17 protein-coding genes, 1 pseudogene and 1 other annotated feature are annotated in these 19,323 nt (G+C 51.6%); of the genes and pseudogenes, 5 read left to right on the top strand and 13 right to left on the bottom strand.

The window, feature by feature from the left end:
• Positions 1-13 precede the first annotated feature (13 nt).
• Complete coding sequence (locus tag ACGTIC_RS03175; protein ID WP_113855354.1) at positions 14-1,198, bottom strand: CaiB/BaiF CoA-transferase family protein; 1,185 nt, start codon at positions 1,196-1,198, stop codon at positions 14-16.
• Positions 1,199-1,310: 112 nt separating this feature from the next.
• Here ACGTIC_RS03175 and ACGTIC_RS03170 point away from each other — a divergent pair, with 112 nt between their 5' ends.
• The 3 genes from ACGTIC_RS03170 (at position 1,311) to ACGTIC_RS03160 (ending at position 5,503) form a co-directional block, all read left to right on the top strand.
• Positions 1,311-2,252, top strand: coding sequence for a carbon-nitrogen hydrolase family protein (locus ACGTIC_RS03170; protein WP_059077000.1), 942 nt, complete (start codon positions 1,311-1,313; stop codon positions 2,250-2,252).
• A gap of 238 nt (positions 2,253-2,490) precedes the next feature.
• Positions 2,491-2,733 (top strand) — a binding site (T-box leader).
• A 79-nt stretch (positions 2,734-2,812) separates the two neighbouring features.
• Entirely contained in the window at positions 2,813-4,093 is a 1,281-nt protein-coding gene (locus ACGTIC_RS03165; protein WP_059077001.1) for an O-acetylhomoserine aminocarboxypropyltransferase/cysteine synthase family protein, read from the top strand.
• A 111-nt stretch (positions 4,094-4,204) separates the two neighbouring features.
• A complete protein-coding gene (locus tag ACGTIC_RS03160) occupies positions 4,205-5,503 on the top strand; it encodes a branched-chain amino acid transport system II carrier protein (RefSeq protein ID WP_113855353.1) in 1,299 nt (432 codons plus the stop codon).
• 117 nt (positions 5,504-5,620) lie between these two features.
• Here the strand turns inward: ACGTIC_RS03160 and crcB are convergent, their stop codons facing one another.
• The 10 genes from crcB to ACGTIC_RS03110 form a co-directional block, all read right to left on the bottom strand.
• On the bottom strand, positions 5,621-5,998 hold the full coding sequence (gene crcB, locus ACGTIC_RS03155; protein WP_113855352.1) for a fluoride efflux transporter CrcB: 378 nt from the start codon (positions 5,996-5,998) through the stop codon (positions 5,621-5,623).
• 59 nt (positions 5,999-6,057) lie between these two features.
• Positions 6,058-7,206: a type II secretion system protein GspD gene (locus ACGTIC_RS03150; RefSeq protein WP_257536625.1), complete on the bottom strand. Its 1,149-nt coding sequence runs from the start codon at positions 7,204-7,206 to the stop codon at positions 6,058-6,060.
• A complete protein-coding gene (locus ACGTIC_RS03145; RefSeq protein ID WP_113855351.1) occupies positions 7,190-7,774 on the bottom strand; it encodes a hypothetical protein in 585 nt (194 codons plus the stop codon). The genes ACGTIC_RS03150 and ACGTIC_RS03145 overlap by 17 nt, the downstream gene beginning before the upstream one ends.
• Positions 7,764-8,759: a UDP-glucose 4-epimerase GalE gene (galE, locus tag ACGTIC_RS03140; RefSeq protein ID WP_113855350.1), complete on the bottom strand. Its 996-nt coding sequence runs from the start codon at positions 8,757-8,759 to the stop codon at positions 7,764-7,766. The genes ACGTIC_RS03145 and galE overlap by 11 nt, the downstream gene beginning before the upstream one ends.
• An 81-nt stretch (positions 8,760-8,840) precedes the next feature.
• A complete protein-coding gene (locus ACGTIC_RS03135) occupies positions 8,841-10,280 on the bottom strand; it encodes a glucose-6-phosphate isomerase (RefSeq protein ID WP_113856506.1) in 1,440 nt (479 codons plus the stop codon).
• 118 nt (positions 10,281-10,398) lie between these two features.
• Positions 10,399-11,166, bottom strand: a complete 768-nt coding sequence (locus tag ACGTIC_RS03130; protein WP_059077007.1) for an amino acid ABC transporter ATP-binding protein — start codon at positions 11,164-11,166, stop codon at positions 10,399-10,401.
• Between the two features lie 11 nt (positions 11,167-11,177).
• Positions 11,178-11,828: an amino acid ABC transporter permease gene (locus tag ACGTIC_RS03125; protein WP_059077008.1), complete on the bottom strand. Its 651-nt coding sequence runs from the start codon at positions 11,826-11,828 to the stop codon at positions 11,178-11,180.
• 93 nt (positions 11,829-11,921) lie between these two features.
• Complete coding sequence (locus ACGTIC_RS03120) at positions 11,922-12,725, bottom strand: amino acid ABC transporter substrate-binding protein (protein ID WP_075581879.1); 804 nt, start codon at positions 12,723-12,725, stop codon at positions 11,922-11,924.
• A gap of 17 nt (positions 12,726-12,742) precedes the next feature.
• The gene (locus ACGTIC_RS03115) at positions 12,743-13,543 is read right to left on the bottom strand and encodes an amino acid ABC transporter substrate-binding protein (RefSeq protein ID WP_113855349.1); all 801 of its coding nucleotides are present in this window, start codon (positions 13,541-13,543) and stop codon (positions 12,743-12,745) included.
• A gap of 160 nt (positions 13,544-13,703) precedes the next feature.
• On the bottom strand, positions 13,704-14,213 hold the full coding sequence (locus ACGTIC_RS03110) for a hypothetical protein (RefSeq protein WP_059077011.1): 510 nt from the start codon (positions 14,211-14,213) through the stop codon (positions 13,704-13,706).
• Between the two features lie 155 nt (positions 14,214-14,368).
• Here ACGTIC_RS03110 and ACGTIC_RS03105 point away from each other — a divergent pair, with 155 nt between their 5' ends.
• Complete coding sequence (locus ACGTIC_RS03105; RefSeq protein WP_070807769.1) at positions 14,369-15,142, top strand: GntR family transcriptional regulator; 774 nt, start codon at positions 14,369-14,371, stop codon at positions 15,140-15,142.
• Entirely contained in the window at positions 15,132-16,004 is an 873-nt protein-coding gene (locus ACGTIC_RS03100; RefSeq protein WP_113855348.1) for an epoxyqueuosine reductase, read from the top strand. The genes ACGTIC_RS03105 and ACGTIC_RS03100 overlap by 11 nt, the downstream gene beginning before the upstream one ends.
• A 64-nt stretch (positions 16,005-16,068) precedes the next feature.
• On the opposite strand, the gene dnaB is transcribed toward ACGTIC_RS03100, so the two are convergent.
• Positions 16,069-17,394, bottom strand: a complete 1,326-nt coding sequence (gene dnaB, locus ACGTIC_RS03095; RefSeq protein WP_113855347.1) for a replicative DNA helicase — start codon at positions 17,392-17,394, stop codon at positions 16,069-16,071.
• Positions 17,395-17,405: 11 nt separating this feature from the next.
• A pseudogene (gene lonC / locus ACGTIC_RS03090) lies at positions 17,406-19,312 on the bottom strand (Lon family ATP-dependent protease).
• Between the last annotated feature and the right edge of the window lie 11 nt (positions 19,313-19,323).

The following is a 19,323-nucleotide window of genomic DNA, read 5'->3' as shown; positions in this document are numbered from 1 at the left end:
AATTCCTTTCTTTCTAGACGATGTCCCGGTCTTTCAACTCCTGTATTTTTTCCTTGCTAAAGCCGAGCATGACCGCCAGGACGTCATCCGTATCGGCGCCGAGGAGCGGTGCCGCTTTGCGGACCGGAGTCTGTATTTCTGAAAAGTGAGCGGGAAATCCCGGCATTTCAAAATCACCGATGATGGGATGATGCTGCGTTTCCATCATGCCGCGCTGCCGTATCTGCGGGTGATGTACCAGTTCATCGATGCGCAGGAGCGGTGCCACCGGTACTCCCGCCTGATCAAACAAAGAAACGATGTCTGCCGTCGTATGCTCTTTCATCCACGCCCCAATGATGGGCTTCAGCTCGACATAGTTCTTGCGGCGCAGCGTATTTTCGGCAAACCGCGGGTCCGACATGATATCCATGCCCATGGCGTCCTGCATGCGGCTGAACAGGCGGTTGCTGGCCGTCGCCACGGCGACATAGTCGTCTTTCGTCACATAGACATCAAAGGGCGCCGAGGCCGAATGTTCATTGCCCATCCGTTCGGGCACGACGCCGTTCAGCGTATACTGAATGACGAAGTTTTCCAGCACGGACATGGTCGTTTCCATCATAGAAATGTCGATATACTGGCCTTTTCCCGTATGCTCATGATAGTACAGGGCAGCCATCAGGCAGAACGCCGCGTGAATGCCTGCGTTGGCATCGGCAATAGATACCCCTACTTTGACCGGCGGCTGGTCCGGATATCCCGTGACCCGCAGCAGGCCGCTCATAGCCTGGGCGATATTGTCATAGGCCGCTTTATGACAGAGGGGGCCGGTCTGGCCGAATCCGGAGATGGACGCATAGATGATGTCAGGGTGGACCTTCCGGGCTTCTTCATAGGAAAGACCCAATTTCTCCATCGTACCGGCAGAAAAGTTTTCTATGACGATATCGCTCTGCTTCATCAGCCCGAGGGCTATCTCTTTCCCTTCCGGCGATTTCAAATCCAGGGTGATACTCTCTTTATTGCGGTTCAGATAGGCGAAATACCCGCTTTCATTATTTTTAAATGGCAGGTAATGCCTCGTGTCGTCGCCACTTCCCGGCCGCTCTACTTTAATGACTCTGGCCCCCAGGTCGGCAAAGAGCATGGTGCAGTACGGACCGGAGTAGACATGTGTAAAATCTAATATCGTTATATTTTCAAAGGGATTGTTCATGATTCATTTCACCTCACGGCTTCTAGTATATCATAGATTCTCCTTTGAGCGTATCTGCTAATCTATGATATAATAAACTATACCAATTCACTATGAACGGAGGAATCTATCCATGAAAAATCTGAAAAAGCAGCTGCGGGCTGCCATTGTCCAGGCTTCACCGGTCTTATTCGACAAAAAGGCTACGATCGACAAAGTCGTGCGCCAGATCATGGAAGCCGGTCAGAACGGAGCCGAGCTCATCGTTTTCCCGGAATCGCTCATCCCCTGCTATCCCTACGGGCTGACCTTTGGCTTTACCGTTGGCAGCCGTAATGAAGACGGCCGCAAGGACTGGAAAGTCTATTATGACAACGCTGTCGTCGTCCCCGATGATACGATCAGCATTGCCGCCGCTGCCAAAAAAGCCCACGCCTACGTCAGCATCGGCGTTACTGAACGGGATCCCATCAATTGCTCCTTATACTGCAGCAATCTGATTTTCTCGCCTGAAGGAGAACTGGTTTCCCTGCATCGCAAGATAAAACCGACCGGCGCCGAACGCTATATCTGGGCCGACTCCCATGTACCGGAAACGTACTTTCCCATGGTCGATACGGAATGGGGCCGCATGGGAAGCCTGATCTGCTGGGAAAACTACATGCCCCTGGCCCGCGTCGCCTTGTATGAAAAAGGAGTGGCCCTCTATCTGGCTCCCAATACCAACGACAACCCCGAATGGCAGGATACGATCAAGCACATTGCTATCGAAGGGCACTGCTACGTGTTCAACGTCGATCAGTATTTCACTAAAGACATGTATCCCTCTACCCTTCTGGAACAGGAAGAAATCAGCCGCCTGAAAGATGAAACGTGCATTGGCGGCAGCTGCATCATCGACCCCTATGGCCATTACGTGACGGAACCGGTCTGGAACAAAGAAGCGATTATCTATGCCGACCTCGACATGGACAAAGTTCCCATGAGCCGCATGGAATTCGATGCCACCGGCCACTATTCCCGTCCGGATATTTTAGAATTCTACATCAACGACGGCGACGAAGAGTTTGAATAATTATACAATCAAAAAACTGGGGATGACTTGCCATGAGCTGTCCCCGTTTTTTTTGCATTTCTATAGAATGATATTTTTATTATTTTTTTATTTCCCTTTTCTCTTATATAATATATACATATACGGCCTTTATTGGCATTCATCTAATTGGAACTAAATTCTAATATTTTAAAAATTTCTCTGAAAAAGAGTTTGACAAATCCTGTTTTCCATGGTAGACTTACGTCATCAACTTGATAGTGTTGCAATGAAGAGAAGAGTACATGGAAGGAAATGGCACAGAGAGCTTCCGTCCGGTGAAAGGGAGCGCAGGGAATTCCGTGGAAGATGGCCTCAGAGCAGATTGGTCGAATAATTAGACCGTCCGGTTGCACCCGTTATCGTGCTATGGTATTCAAGACTACAGTCTGCGTACCTGAAGAGGCCTGGCTTGTGAGAGTCAGGTGAAATTGGGTGGTATCACGGTGCTTCCGTCCCTTACAAGGGGACGGAAGCTTTTTTTATTACAACACGCCTTCAAGTAAAAAAATTACATTTTTACATCACAGGAGGAATTCACTATGAGCACAAATTACAAATTCGAAACATTACAGCAGCATGCAGGTCAGGTTCCCGATCCGGCAACAGGCGCCCGTGCCGTTCCTATCTATCAGACAACAAGCTATGTATTTGAAAATACACAGGACGGCGAAGACCAGTTCGGCCTGAAGAAACCGGGCTTCATTTATTCCCGCCTTGCCAATCCGACCTGGGATGTGCTGGAAAAACGGATTGCCGCACTGGAAGGCGGCACGGCTGCCCTGGCTACGGCTACCGGCGCTGCTGCTATTTCCCTTTCCCTCATCAACCTCGCCGGCGCCGGTGATGAAATCATCGCTGCTCCGACGCTGTATGGCGGCACCATCGAATTGTTCACCGATACATTCAAACATCTCGGCATTACCGTCAAATACGCCGACCCCGATGATCCCCAGTCCTTTGCTGCACTGATTACGGACAAGACGAAAGCCATCTATCTGGAAAGCCTGGGCAATCCGGCTATCAACATTCCTGATTTCGAAGCCATTGCTGAAATCGCCCATAAAAACGGCATCCCTGTCCTCGTAGATAACACCTTTGCTACGCCGTTCCTCTTCCGCCCCTTCGAACACGGCGCCGACATCGTTCTCCATTCGGCTACCAAATTCATCGGCGGTCACGGCACGACATTGGGTGGCCTCATCGTAGAAAAAGGCGATTTTGACTGGGAAGGCTCCGGCCGGTTCGAAGACCTGGTAAAACCGGATGAATCGTACGGCGGTCTCAGCTTCGTCAAAGACGTACCCGGTGCCAGCTTTGTAACCCGCGTCCGTGCCAAATACCTCCGCGATCTCGGCGCATCGCTCAGCCCGTTCAACGCATGGCTGCTCATCCAGGGTCTCGAATCCCTGTCCCTGCGCATTGAACGCCACGTCTCCAATGCCCAGAAAGTAGCCGATTTCCTGGAAAACCATCCGAAGGTTACGAAAGTAAATTATCCGTCCCTGCCGAGCTCGCCGTACTATAAGCTGGCTCAGAAATACTTCCCGAAGGGCACGGGCTCAATTTTCTCCTTCGAACTCCAGGGCGGCCGGGAAGCAGCCCGCCGTTTCATCGACGCTGCACAGATTTTCTCCGATCTGGCCAATGTAGGCGATTCCAAGTCACTCCTCGTACATCCGGCTTCGACGACACATCAGCAGCTGAATGACGAAGCGCTCAAAGCGGCCGGCATCACCAGCGGCACGATCCGCATTTCCGTCGGTCTGGAAAATGTCGATGATTTGCTTGATGACTTGAAACAGGCTTTGGAAAAAGCATAAAATCGTACCAGGACCACTAAAAAAGTATACTTCGACCAAAGAGGGCCGGTAATGCCTGTATACGGTGTCATTGCCGGCTCTCTTTGTATACGTATTTCAGGAGGTTTTATCATGTCTGCTCTTCATTCTATCCGCTTCCGCGATGTATGCATTCTGGGTTTTGCCTTCTTTGCTACGTACTTCGGTGCCGGCAATCTGATTTTCCCGCCCCAGCTGGGTCTCAACAGCGGGTCGGCCTACCTGGCCGGTCTTTCCGGTCTGACCCTGTCAGGGATTTTCCTTCCCATTTTCACACTCATCGTCATCGGCCTCAACGGAGATGTACACGCCATTACCGATCATGTCGGCAAATACACCTATAACATCCTGCTGGCCGCACTGATGCTGGTCTGCACCTTCGTTTCCATCCCCCGCACGTGTGCCACGGCTATCCAGCTCGGTATCCAGGGCAATGTTCCATCAGCACCGTTCATTCCTCTCGTCATCGTATATTTCATTATTTCATTCTTCTTCGCCGCTGATAAGAACAACGTAATGGACCGGATGGGCAAATACCTGACGCCTCTTTTGGCCCTGATTTTGGTCGTCATCGCCATTATGGGCGTCGCCAGCCCCATAGGAACACCCATTGATCCGGCTGTTCCCAATTCCTTTGTCAACGCATTCCTGGGCGGATATAATACAGGCGATGTACTGGTCAGTTTCATTATGGCCGCTGTTTTCATCAGTTCCATCAACGCCAAAGGATATACGACGGTCGCACAGCGCAACCGCTGCCTCATCGGCTGCGGCATCATCGCCTTTGTTCTGCTGTTCATCATTTACGGTTCCCTCCTCTACATGGGAGCCTGCGTCAGCAGTGACTATCCCCAGTCTATCGGCCGGGCTGAACTTTTGGTAGCGATTATCCAGCGCGTAGGCGGTGCCGTCATGATTCCCATGGGCATAGCCGTCGTACTGGCCTGCCTGACGACGGCTATCGGCCAGATTGCAGCCGTAGCCGAATTCACCAGCCAGGCCACAGGCCGTTTCTCTTATCGTCAGGTAGCCATCGTCTGCTGTATTCTTTCCGCGCTTACGGCCCTTCTTGGCGTAGACGGCATCGTCACTTATGTAGGCTGGATTTTCGGCGTCTGCTACCCGCCCTGCCTGGCTCTGCTGGTTCTGGGCGTCCTGGTCCGCATCATCCCCAATGACGGTGCTTACAAGGGATCGGTCTATCTGGTGACGATATACGCACTCCTCGAATCCCTGCCCGGTCTTTCCGGCCTCGGCTTTGCCAAAGCTATCGTCGCTGCCACACCGCTTTCTACGTACGGTTTCGGCTGGATTATCCCGTTCATCATCGGCTTCGTCCTCGGCACGATAATCTACACTGCCAGAGAAAAAAAAGAACAGGCAGCGGCATAAACGGAATTCTAACAAGCAAAACGCAAAAAGACTGACGTCGGAAGTAACTGATCTTCCGGGTCAGTCTTTTTTGATGTCCCTGGATAATACATTTATATAGAAACTAGTATCATACCATCAGACGATGGCATTGCCGGCTGCGTATCCCAGCCAGCAGGCCGCAAAACCGCCGATGACATTGAGTCCCAGATAGAGCAGGGCAAAGGTAAATTCGCCGGTCCGGGCCATAGTCAGGAGTTCCATATTGTATGTAGAAAAGGTCGTGAATCCTCCGAGAACGCCTGTTACGAAAAGGAGTTTGACCAGCGGTGAAAGAGAGGAATGGCTGTTGAAAAAAACAAACAGGACGCCGATCAGAAAAGACCCGATAACATTAGCCAGTACTGTCCCATAGGGAAAAAATGCCCCTCCATGCATGTTGCACAGTTCCGTCAGTATATACCGGCAGGCCGCCCCGATGCCGCCTCCCAATGCTACACATAGTATTTTTTCCATCTGTTCCTATCCCCTTTCTGCTGAAAACACATCTATGGTAGCAGATTCCATACGGCCTGTCAACGAACCGATTCCGGGGAAGATGATGCTGCGCGGGACCGGATGAGGATGACCAGTTCCGTTTCTTTTTTTGATGTGTAGTGATACCGGAATAACTTTCCCAGGACAGGGATGTCTGCCAGTATGGGGACTTTGCGCAGATTATTGATTTCCTCCCGGCTGATGAGGCCGCCGATGAGCAGGTCCCTCCCGGGCTGCATACAGACGTCCGTATCGGCCCGGCGCGTCGTAATCCGGTAGGCCTTGAGTTCCGGTACGAGGATAGGCGTTCCCACTTCGGCCCGGATGTGGGCAGTCACACTGCCATCCTCATGAATCCGCGGCGTAAAGCTCAGCTTGATGCCCGCATCTTCATATTCTGTCGTGCGGGACACTTCCCCATCGGTCACGTGTTCTGTCAGGACGGGGATGCGGTCCCCTATGAGGATCTGCGCTTCCCGCCCATTCTGTGCCATAAGATGAGGACGGGCCAGGACCCGGGCTTTACCCTTGCTTTCCAGCGCCCGCAGCTGGCCCGTATACAGAAAAGACCGGTGGCCCGGTCCGCCTTCCATGGCCGTCCAGTCCCAGGAAATCCCCCTGTCTTTGACGGCATCGGTCTGAAGGGACAGGAATTCTATTTCCACACTGACCTGCCGCACCGGCACATCGAGGGATTGCACCAGCCGGTCTACCGCCGCTGCAGTCTGGGCCGAGCCATGAAGGACGAGAGCATTGGTATCGCTGTGATAGCCGATATGACCAGACCCTGCCATCGCTTCTGCCGCCTGACGCACACTGTCCGGATCGGCATGATGAAGTTTCCAGGTATAGCAGCTCCTGGCCTGATCATGAGCTCTTCCTGCCGTAATGAAGGCAATGGCCCCGTCCGTGCGGTACAACAGATTCTGGCTGCCCGCCAATACGCGGATTGCCTCTTCTGCCGGTACATCATGAAGCTCCATCGTCACCGTGCCATCCACTGTGTCGTCTATGACCAGGTTGATTCCAGCACTGCGTGCCAGTCCGGCCAGAACGGTACGGACCGGAGCTTCATGAACGCGGACATCGAGAGCTTCCGCCTGTACCGGCCATCCCATCAGCATCATCCCCATGGCCAGAAATCTCAGTGGCAGCCACGTCTTCCCTGTCTTAAAAATACACTTCATGAATGACACCTTCTTTCGAAAGACCTGCTACACCGTGGGAAATATAAGCAATCTGCCAGGAATCAAACGATTCTCCTGCCGCACAAGCCTGTGACCGCAATCCATTGCTGAGCAGGATAAGACGCCGGCCTCCTTCTTCCAGCACTCCCAGTACCTGTGGCAGCGGTACCGGCCGGGACAGTTTCTCTTTCTCTCTGCCGTTCTGTTTTTTCTTCTGTTCCGGATTATCTTCCTTTTTTGCTTCTTTTCCCGCAGTCTCCATGGCAACTGGCGACTCAAATAAATCGGCCAGTGGTTTTGTCCGCCGGATGCCCGCCAGGCTGTGGATACACCTTCCTTCTCCTTTTGAAGGGGGACCGGCTTTTTTATGCAAAAAAGAAGGAGGCGGAGAATCGGTATGATTCTTCGTCTCCCGTACTACTACGCTCTGATCTGATGCCGGTCCATCCCACCAAAACCAGATTCCTGTCAGACATGCCAGGATTACTCCATACGGGAGCCATGTTTTCGCGTGATGAACTAAAATGTTCCAAACAAGGTGACTATATGCGGACAGCCTATTTCCCATCCCCGTATCCTTCCGGATGCGTACGGTGCCAGTTCCAGGCGTCGGCAATGATGTGTTCCACATCACTGTGGACAGGACGCCAGCCGGTTACGGCCTGAATCTTTTCCGAACTTGCGATGAGTACGGCCGGATCACCGGCACGGCGGGGCGCTTCTTCTACGGCAAAGTCGCGGCCCGTTACCTTTTTAGCCGTCTCGATCATCTGGCGCACACTCATGCCGTGCTGGGTTCCCAGGTTGAAATACTGGGACTGGCCGCCACGGGCCAGATAGTCCAGGACCCGCACGTGGGCATCGGCCAGATCCGTTACATGGATATAATCACGGATACAGGTTCCGTCAGCCGTCGGATAATCCGTACCAAAAATCTTGATACTCTGACGCTGTCCCAAAGCCGTCTGCAAAATCAACGGAATCAGATGGGTTTCCGGTGTATGATCTTCCCCGATTCTGCCATCTGCATCGGCTCCGGCGGCATTAAAATAACGCAGGGCCACATACCGCAGACCATAGGCACGGCTGAACTGGGCCAGCATGTGTTCGATCATCAATTTTGTCTGTCCATAGACATTGGTCGGCGCATACGGCATATCTTCTGTAATGGGAGTCTGTTCCGGTTCCCCATATACGGCAGCGGTAGATGAAAAAACCATATAAGGCACACCGGCCTGGCGGACCGCTTCCAGCAGGTAATAGGAACCGACTATATTATTGTCATAATAGATAGTCGGTTTGACCATCGATTCCCCTACCTGGCTGTGGGCGGCAAAATGCATGACCCCTTCGATTTTCCGGTCTGTCAGGATTTGTTTTACCCGTTCCAGATGGTGTATGTCTTCTTCAATGAGTTCCACGTCTGCTGGTACGGCCTGACGGTGTCCCCGGGACAGATTGTCCAGTACGACTACGGAATGACCTTTTTCCAATAATGCTTTTACAGTATGGCTGCCAATATATCCGGCACCCCCGGTAACGAGAATATTCATAATACACAGTACACCTTTCACTACAAATTTAAACGAAAGACATCAGATCTACGCCTAATGGCGGAGCCGGGAACGAACCCGTTATTTTTTCATTTCTGCCAGATGCTGCCCCAGATAGCGTTTGTATATTTCTACCCCCGGCTGGTTAAAGGCATCGACATCGGCATATTCCCCTTCATAGGCAATGGACCAGCAGAGCAGGAACATGAGCTCTCCCAGATAAAAGGCGTTCAGTTCAGGAAGGATGAAATTGGCACTGGGCCGGCCATCTCCAATGAGGGCTTCTTCATTAGCCCGGCGCGCCGCTTCCAGGATCCGGCTCAAGGGCAGGCCGCTGAAGGCAGCCAGCTTGGCAAAGGAATCGTACGTATGGGGAACGACGAGATCATCAGGCCATTTTTCGATGGAGACGAACTGGACGACTTTGTCCTGGGGGCCTTCCTGGTGTTCCTGCGTCTGGGCATGCATATCCGTCGTACCGACAGCGACGATCGGCGTCCGTCCATAATGGACGACCTGCCCTTCTTTATTCAGCCGTTTACCCAGTGATTCTGCCAGGAGCTGGATATACCATTCGGATAAAGATTTCAGATTGTCGGCATAGGGCATGAGAACTTCCAGGTTTCTCCCATGGCGGCTTCCGGCCAGGAATTTCAGGACACTGTTGAGAAGGGCCGGATTTTTCGTGATGTCATCGCTTTTGACAGCCTGATCCGCTTCACGGGCACCGGCAAGGAAGGACCGGATATCAAATCCCGTAAGGGCTCCGACGATGAGTCCTACTTCGGAAAAGACGCTGAACCTGCCACCGATGCCGTCCGGTACGTAGAAGATAGGCCAGCCCGATTCACGGGCCAGCGTATGCAGCAGCGTTTCCTTTTCTCCTTCATGGGGATCGGTGACGGCTACGGTTTCCATAGAAATCCCCGCAGCTTCCATGGCTTCTTTGAAAATCATATAATTCGACATGGGTTCGATGGTAGATCCCGATTTGGATATAACGACGGCCATGACCGTGTAATCCTGCTGTCCCGTACTTTCTGCACGCATTGTCTGGATCAGGCCGGACAACTTATGGGCATCGACGTTATTGCCGGCAAAAAATGCCTTAGGGTATCCGTTGCGTTCTTTCCGGCTCCTAAGATTCCAGAATTCGCCGCACTGGACATCAAACAGGACTTTGCCGCCCAGATACGACCCGCCAATGCCGAAGAATACGACGGCATCGACGCGGTTGCGCACCGTCCGTCCCAGTTCTTCCAATGCCACGATGCGTTCAGGATTATTGATATTGCCTTCTGCAATATACGGCAGCTGCGGAAAGAGTACCGCTTCCGGTTCCCCATCTTTAGAAAGGTGGCCGGCAACCGTTCCCTTTTGGCGCAATTCCATCATGACAGAGTGAGCTTTCTGATAGACAGGAGCAAACTCTTCCACTTCTCGTTCCGTTATCAAGGCATCCGGCCCGTAAAGGTGGGACATATCCAATACAAGGCCAGACGGCAAGGTAATCCGATTCATCATAATACCACAGCCTTTCGTTCGAATTGTTTACCTTTCCATTATATCATAAATACCGGAATCCGTGGGAGAAATAAAAAACTGCACCATATATCTAAAATATACAGTGCAGCTTTGATCAAAAGCGCAGCATGGATTTCAGGAAACTCTGGGTCCGTTCATTCTGCGGATGTTCAAAAATCTGTTCCGGATTTCCTTCTTCCTGGACAATACCGTCTGCCATGAACAGGACCCGGTCGGAAACTTCTTTGGCAAAGGCCATTTCATGGGTCACGATGATCATGGTCATATCTTCATCGGCCAGCTGCTTGATAGTCCGCAGTACTTCTCCGGTCAGCTCCGGATCGAGTGCCGATGTCGGTTCGTCAAAGAGCATGATATCCGGCTGCATGGCCAGAGCCCGGGCAATGGCCACACGCTGTTTCTGTCCGCCCGAAAGCTGGGACGGATAGGCGTCCTTCTTACTCCACAGGCCGACCCGTTTGAGGAGTGATTCAGCTATAGGCAGGATTTCATTCGTCTTCATTCCCTTGACGACACGGGGAGCCTCGAGAATATTATCGAGGACCGTCATGTGGGGGAAAAGGTTGAAATGCTGGAATACCATGCCCATGCGGCGGCAGATGGCCCGTACACGGGAAGCCGGTTCGTAGACGGCGCGCTGGCTGCCTTCCGGCGTCTTGACCATGTACTGTCCATCGACGATGATTTCTCCTCGATTGATGGTTTCAAGCTGACAGAGACACCGCAGGAAAGTACTCTTGCCACTGCCGGATGGACCGATGATGGAAATGACTTCACCGCGTTCCATATGCAGCGTCACATCTTTCAGTACTTCCAGATTCCCGAATTGTTTACGGATATGATTCATTTCAATAAAACTCATCGTAGTGCCTCCTATTCATCGTATACGGCAAAGCGTTTTTCCAGATAACTAAATACCTTGGTGAGGATAAACGTAAAGAAGAGATAGAAGACGGCGGCTACGATAAAGGCGGTCGTATCAAAATCGCGCTGTACGATGGACCGGGTAATGCGCAGGATATCATTCATGGCCAGGATATAGACCAGGGACGTATCTTTCAGCAGGTTGATGGTTTCATTCGCCACCGGCGGCAGGACGCGTTTTACGACCTGGGGCAGGATGATGCGGCGCATGGTCTGGACATAGGTCATACCCAGAACTTTAGCCCCTTCATACTGGCCTTTGTCAATAGACTGGATGCCGCCGCGGAAAATTTCAGCGAAATATGCGGCGTAGTTAAAGACGAAGGCGATGATAGCTGCCGGGAAGTCCGCCAGTTTCAGACCGTCGATGATAAAAGGCAGGCCATAATAGATAAAGAGGATCTGCAGCATGAGCGGCGTGCCCCGCATGATATAGATATAGGCTCCCATAAACTTGCTGAGGGGCTTGATTTTTGAAATACGGGCTATAGCCATGACCACCCCGAGAGGCAGGCTGAGCACAATAGTAATGATGAAAATCTTCAGCGTAACCTGCAGCCCCACGGCTACGGCAGGCACGATATGCAATAAATACTCCATAAGGCACTCCCTTACTATGTACCTGTGTCAGGACAAACAAGCGGGCCGCCCAGACACAGGCGGCCCCTCCACCAGATACAGCAACACTATACACTATTTAACGGGAATCGTAATATCTTCCCCGAACCATTTATCGGACAACTTAGTCATTGTACCATCTTCTGTCATCTGTTTCAAGACGTCGTTCAGCTTATCCTGAAGCACTTTGTCGTCCTTGCGCATGCCGACGCCAAACTGTTCATCGCCCATCTTATCATCGATGACTTTGAACTTTCCTTCTTTCTTGGTCATGTAATAGCGGCCGACTACGCTATCGACGAGGACACCGTCAGTCCGGCCGATTTCCAGGTCCATAAAGGCGTTGACGAAATCGCCGTATTTCTTGACTTCCTGAAGGGAATTTTCAAATTCTTTATTCTTATCCAGAGCATCAATAGAACTGCTGCCTTCCTGGGTACCGATAATCTTTCCGGCAAGACCAGCCCGGTCCGTAATCGGGGAATCCGCCCGCACGACGAGAAGCTGAGCGTTTTTCATATACGGCTTGGAAAAAGCTATCTTTTCCGAACGGTCTTTGGTAATAGTCAGGCCATTCCAGAGGAGGTCTACCTGCTTGCTCTGTAAGGCCGCTTCCTTACTGTCCCAGTCAATGGGCTTGAATTCTACTTCCACACCCAGCCGTTTGGCCGCTTCTTTTGCCAAGTCGATATCAAAGCCGACGAGTTCGCCGCTTTCATTGCGGAATCCCATAGGCGGGAAATTATCGTCGAGGCCGATGACGATTTTATCAGGCAGCTTCTGGTCTGCTGCCTTTTTATCCTGTCCGCCGCAACCTGTAATCATGGCTGCCGTCGTGACTGCCAGCGTGCCTGCCAGTATTACTTTTTTTAAGTTCATATTTCATATCCTCCTTATTACATCGAAATATCAATGCCAAACCATTTTTCCGAGATGGCTTTGCTCGTACCGTCATTATGCATGTCTTCCAGCACTTTATCCAGTTTTGCCTTCAGTGCCGTATCGTCCTTGCGCATGCCGACGCCACTGGGGATATCCGGATATCCTACATCGATGATGCGGAAGTTCGCCTTGTTCTTCTGCATAAAATAAGCGGCTGTCGTCTTGGCTACGACGACGGCATCAATACGTCCGACTTCCAGATCCATGAAACTCGTCACATTATCCGAATATTGCTTGAGTTCTTTGAAGGAATCACGCAGCTGTGGTTCCTGGTTGATGGCTTCCAAACCGGTACTGCCCTGCTGCGTGCCTACGATTTTGCCTGCCAGGTCCGCTTTTCCCTGGATGGGAGAATCGGCCCGTACGAGGAGAATCTGCGGCCCGTTTTCATACGGCCGGGAAAAGAGGATATTCTTTTCCCGTTCCGGTGTAATAGACAGGCCATTCCAGATGGCATCGATTTTCTTGCTGTTCAATTCCGTTTCTTTGCTATCCCAGTCTATCGGTTTGAATTCTACTTCAATGCCCAGGCGTTTGGCCGCTTCTTTTGCCATATCGATATCAAAGCCGACGAGTTCCCCGCTTTCATCGTGAAATCCGAAAGGCGGGAAATTGTCATCGAGACCGATGACGATTTTATTTTTTTCTCCTGATGCACCCTGTTCTGCTTTTTTATCACTGCCACAACCGGTCATAAGACCGGCAGCCAGTACAGCCGTCATGCCTATTGCGGCATATTTCTGCCAATGTTTCATCTGATCGCTCCCCCACATCCTGTTCAAGGACTATAAAGTAAAACATCAATGCCTATATTTTACTTTATTTTATTAAAATAATAAAGTAAAATAGGTATACGGAATTATCATAGTTCAGGTCAGGATAATGCAATAACACATAGTTAAACAGAAACGCCTATCATCCCTTTTTATCGTCCTTATCATCCGTTTCCTGTTCTTTTTTAATACGGTCCATGATTTCCTGCTTATATTGCCGGGGAAGGAATTGCAGATGAACGGGCAGTACGGCCAGGCCGCCTTCTTCTGCCGCTCCGAGCTGTATTTCCTTCCAGTTGTCGGAAATTTCAAAAATATCTTCATAGCGGATAAACACCAGATTGCGGTCCGGATGGAGCTGTTCATCAAAAAACTCTTCCAGAGACATGAACTGCCGCCGGACGACCAGCCCCTTTGCCGTGACGTAACAAATGACATCGCGCTGCCGGTCGATACGCCAGAGACAAAAAATCAGGACGGCTATGTTATCCAGCTTGGCTGCCAGTGTCGTTTCTGCCAGCATGAGCCAGAAGAAATAAATGCCGACGCCCGTAAACAGAAGCTGCATAAAGACAGAAAACCATTTGGAATTTTCATATGCTTGTTCCACTGTACCGCAGCCGAAATGCTGCGATATTTCTTCCCTGGTCATGATTCAGCCTCCCATCCCACATCCCCCGACGCCCTTATTATACCATAGCCTGCCATCTCTGGATATGCCAAAGACAGCCACCACTGGTTAACAAACTATTGTGGGATATGATATAATACTGATAGCTCATTAAACACAAAGGGGTTGATATAGTTATGGAATACAAAAATCAGTCCTTACAGATGCAGGTCTACCGTACGATGAAACAGCGGCTTCTCGATCAGACCTACGTCAATGGCCAGATGCTCAGCGAACGCACGCTGGCCGCGGAACTTCAAATCAGCCGCACGCCTGTCCGCCGGGCTGCACTGCAGCTGCAGAAAGAAGGCTGGATCCAGTATATTCCCAAGCGGGGTATCCTGGTCAAGGGGCTCAGTATGCAGGATCTGAAAAACATCTTCCAGATCCGGACAGCCCTGGAAATTCTTGCCGTACGGCTGGCCTGCGAACATATCTCTGCCGACCATCTGGAAGTCCTGCGCCAGACGGTGCAGCAGCAGCTGTTTAAGTATAAGCAGACCCAGGCGGCACCGGATTATCAGGAATTCATCCGTTCCGATACGGAGTTCCACAACACGATCATCGTCGCCAGCGGCAATCTGATGTTGCGCCGTCTCGTTGAAGAAATGCGGGATAAAATCAAACGGACCGGCATTAATTCTTTATACAGCCGCCGCAGCCGCTGTGCCGAAGCAGCGGAAGAGCACTGGCGGATTGTCCATGCCCTGGAAAACAAAGACACACACGAAGCCTGCCAGGCCATGGACAGCCATCTGGGCATTTGCTATATAACGGCTCATGACTATATTCTCCGCCACACGCCGGCACTGGCTGCCGATACACTTCCCACAGAGTCCCTGTCCGTAGAAGGGATGATCCTGCCGCCGGAACTGGAAGAACCGGTATCAGAAGCAGTCCATGAACACTGATTTCATAAAAGACGCCGCCCGCAGGCTCGGCCTTACCTGTACCGGCATCGCCAGCGCCCATCTGCCCGTTCCGGAAACAGAGCAGCCCGTCTGTCCGCTGGCATCGGGAAAGGGAATGGAGCGCTATGACCTGACGTCTCTGTTACCGGATTGCAAGGCCGCCGTCGTCATTCTGTTTCCCTATTACAACAAAGAGACAGAAAAGACGAATCTTTCGCTCTACTGTCAGCTCGAAGATTATCATCTCATCGTCCCGGCCTATCTGGAAAAGCTGTCTGCTATCCTGACCTCGTATGGCGGTACACAGCGCTGTATTGCTGACACATCCCCTCTCACAGAACGGCTGCTGGCCGTAGAGGCCGGTCTGGGATTTGTAGGTGACAATCAATGTCTCATCCATCCCGTGTATGGATCGTACTGCTTTATCGGTGCCATCCTGACAACACTGCCTCTCACACCGGACGCTCCTATGGACAGGGAATGTCTCCATTGCGGTGCCTGCCAGCGCATATGCCCTGGCGGCTGCCTGTCGGAGGGAACATATGACTATCATCTCTGCAAATCCTATCTTACCCAGAAGAAGGAACTCCTTACCGATAGGGAAATGGAGGTTATAGCCAGGACACCGCTCATCTTCGGCTGTGATGAATGTCAGCGGGTCTGTCCCCATAATAAGGGTGTTCCCATAACTCCCATAGTGGAATTCCGTCAAAACCGCCTTACGATGCTGCGGAAAGAAGATATAGAATCACTTACGAACCGCCAGTTCCGCACAACTTACGGGAACCGGCCTTTTTCCTGGCGGGGGAAAAAGATTCTCTTGCGCAATCTCGATATCGTACATGCCAAAACGGGGCTGTAGCAACATGGAAAGAACCGTGTTGTTACAGCCCCGTCTGGGTATATGGGTAAAAGCAAAATATCTTTTATTCGTGAGTCGGGTCCAGATTCAGGAACAGCGTATATTCGCCACGGAAGTAGAGTTTAACCGTATCCGTCGGGCCATTGCGGTGTTTGGCCACGATGACTTCCGTAATATGCTGATTCTCTGTTTCCTTATCGTAATAATCTTCCCGGTAGAGAAAGGCAACAATATCCGCATCCTGTTCCAACGCCCCCGATTCGCGGAGGTCACTGAGCATGGGCCGCTTGTCCTGGCGGCTTTCTACACTGCGGCTGAGCTGGGAAAGGGCGATAAGAGGTACTTTCAGCTCTCTCGCCAACGCTTTTAGTGAGCGGGAAATTTCTGAAATTTCCTGCTGGCGGCTTTCTGAATTCCGTCCCTGCATGAGCTGCAGATAATCGACGATAATCAAATCCAGACCGTGTTCCGATTTCAGCCGCCGCGCCTTGGAGCGCATTTCCGATACGGAAATCCCCGGCGTGTCATCGATATAAATCGGCGCCTGATATAATTTGTCACACGCATCGGTGAGCTGGGCCCAGTCCTTATCCGTATTGAGCTGGCCTGTCCGGAGCTTCTGGGAATCGATATGGGAAATCTGGCACAGCAGCCGCTGCACCAGCTGTTCCTTGCTCATTTCCAGAGAGAAAAAAGCGACCGTCTTATGCTGACGCACACCGACATTCTGGGCAATATTCAGCGTAAAGGCCGTCTTGCCCATACTCGGCCGGGCTGCAATGAGAATCAGGTCTGATGGCTGCAAGCCCGACGTCAGCTTATCAAGGTCCCGGAATCCCGTAGGCAGCCCCGTCAGGCCGGCTTTATTTTCATAAAGCTTGGAAATCTTATCCAGCGTGTCTTCGACGACTTTTCCGACAGGATCAAAGTCGCCGCTTTTTTTATTTTCAGCGAGGTGGAATATTTTTCGTTCCGCATCGTCTATGAGTTCGTCTGCTTCTTTTTCTCCATCGTAGGCTTCTGTCGTCAGATCCGTACATGTCGTGATGAGATCACGGGTCATTGCCTTGTCTTTGACGATATTGGCATGATATTCAATATTGGCTGCCGTTGCCACCAGATTGGGCAGACTGAGGACGTATTCCAGACCGCCTGCTGCATCCAGTTTTTTCATACGGCGCAGCTCTTCCGGTAAGGTAATCAGATCGATTTCCTTATTTTCACGGTGCAGGTTTTCCATAGCCTCAAAAATGGTCCGGTGTATTTCCCGGTAAAAATCATGGGGCTGCAGGACTTCCATAGCCGTGACGACAGCATTATGGTCGAGCATCATGGCGCCGAGTACGGCCTGTTCTGCTTCGACATTCTGCGGCGGAATCCGTTGTTCCATACTATTCTCCCCTATTTTACAAGCATGATATCGAGGACTTCCTCAATGGTGCGGGTACTATAAATTTGAAGATTCAGATGATGCTCCGGTATATCCCGCTGATTTTCTTCGGGAATCACTATGCCTTTCATGCCAGCCTGGCGAGCTCCGTATGCTTTTTCAAACACACCGCCGACGGGCTTGACAAGTCCCTGTATCGAAATTTCGCCAGTCATGGCAATGTCCTGTCGGACCGCTTTCCCCGTAACTGCCGAAATCAGTGCCGTCGTGATGGCACAACCCGCCGAGGGGCCATCGATGTTGCCACCTCCAACGAAGTTGACATTGACATCGTAATCAGACAATTCCTTACCGGTTATGCGGCGTACGACAGCGGCGGCATTGAACATGGAATCCTTGGCCATGGAGCCGGCCGTATCATTGAAGCGGAAATACCCTTTTCCCGGCGTACGGGCCGGATAGGCAACAGCTTCAATTTCGATGGCGGAACCGAGAAAACCGGCTACGCCCAGTCCAAAGACTTTGCCCACAGCTGGAAGGGATGACGCTTTTTCGGTCACATACGGGACGAGACGGCTGATCTGGGCCACCCTCTCTACCAGCTCTTTCGTCAGTACGACATGATCATTGCTGCCGGAGCGGAAGACAGCCAGACCGTACGTATCGGCCAGGATATTGACGGCTTTCCGCCCTTCAATAGTAAAGGTACTAATCAGTTCGGCTACACCGTCCTCCATGGTAACACCCAGGGACTGTGCCGCATTGGTGACGATCTGCTGGATATCAGCCGGCACGAGGGGCTCGAAATATATTTCGGCGCACCGGGACCGGATAGCCGGATTAATTTCTGACGGATCCCTCGTCGTCGCACCGATGAGCACGAAATCAGCAGGCGCTCCTTCGGCAAATAATTTGCGGATATACGCCGGAATATGGGGATCCGTTTCATCATAATACGCTGATTCAAAGCGGACCCGCTTGTCTTCCAGTACTTTCAGGAGTTTATTGAGCAGCATGGGATCCATTTCACCAATTTCATCGATGAACAGAATGCCGCCGTGGGCTTCCGTCACCAGTCCCGGTTTTGGTTCGGGAATCCCCGTTTCAGCCAGGTCATGACGGGCACCCTGATAGATGGGATCGTGGACCGATCCGATGAGCGGATTGGTCATATCGCGGGCATCCCAGCGCAGTGTCGCCCCGTCCGTTTCGACAAAGGGCGCATCTGGTCCAAAGGGCGTAAAAGGCAGCTTTTTTGCCTCATTCAGGACAATTCTGGCTGCCGTCGTTTTTCCCACGCCGGGAGGCCCGTACAGGAGCAAGTGCTGGGGATACACCGATGCCAGCTTGCTTTCCATCGCTTCGACAGCCCGGTCCTGACCTACAATGGCTGAAAGCGTTTTAGGCCGGACGCGCTGCATGACCGATTCTGTCAGATGAATGGAATCAAGATGCTGCAGATCGTCCAGCTTTTTTTCGTCTGCGGTGTTTCCACATCGTGGAGTTCCTCCTTGATGAGCTCCATTTTGATTTCCTGTACGTACTCCTGCTGCTTTTCTTCCATGCGCTGACTGATTTTCTTTTCCAGCCGTTCTTCCACGGCCTGACGGGCCAGCATTTCTGCCAGCACATTCTCCAGCTCGTTCAGGACATCGACAACTTCGTCATCAGAAGGCACCTTATCATATGACGCATCTTCATAGACCAGCCGCTGCAGCCCGACGATACGACGGCGGGGGTCTTCCGAATGAACGTACGCCAAAGCCGAATATTTGCTGGCCCGGAGAACCATCTTTTCCGGACCGATCAGGCCGGTAAAGGCACCGTACAGGACATTCACCTGACGGCGCAGTTCTTCTTCCGCAGTCGGTTCCAGATACTTATGACGCTGCAGCAGCTTATCCAGTAATTCTTTCATAGGCTGACCTC

Origin of the sequence: Megasphaera hexanoica (assembly GCF_043520715.1) — a bacterium.
Lineage (GTDB): Bacteria > Bacillota > Negativicutes > Veillonellales > Megasphaeraceae > Megasphaera > Megasphaera hexanoica.
Note: the sequence above shows the minus strand (reverse complement) of the source record. Positions and strands in the feature narration are given on the sequence as shown.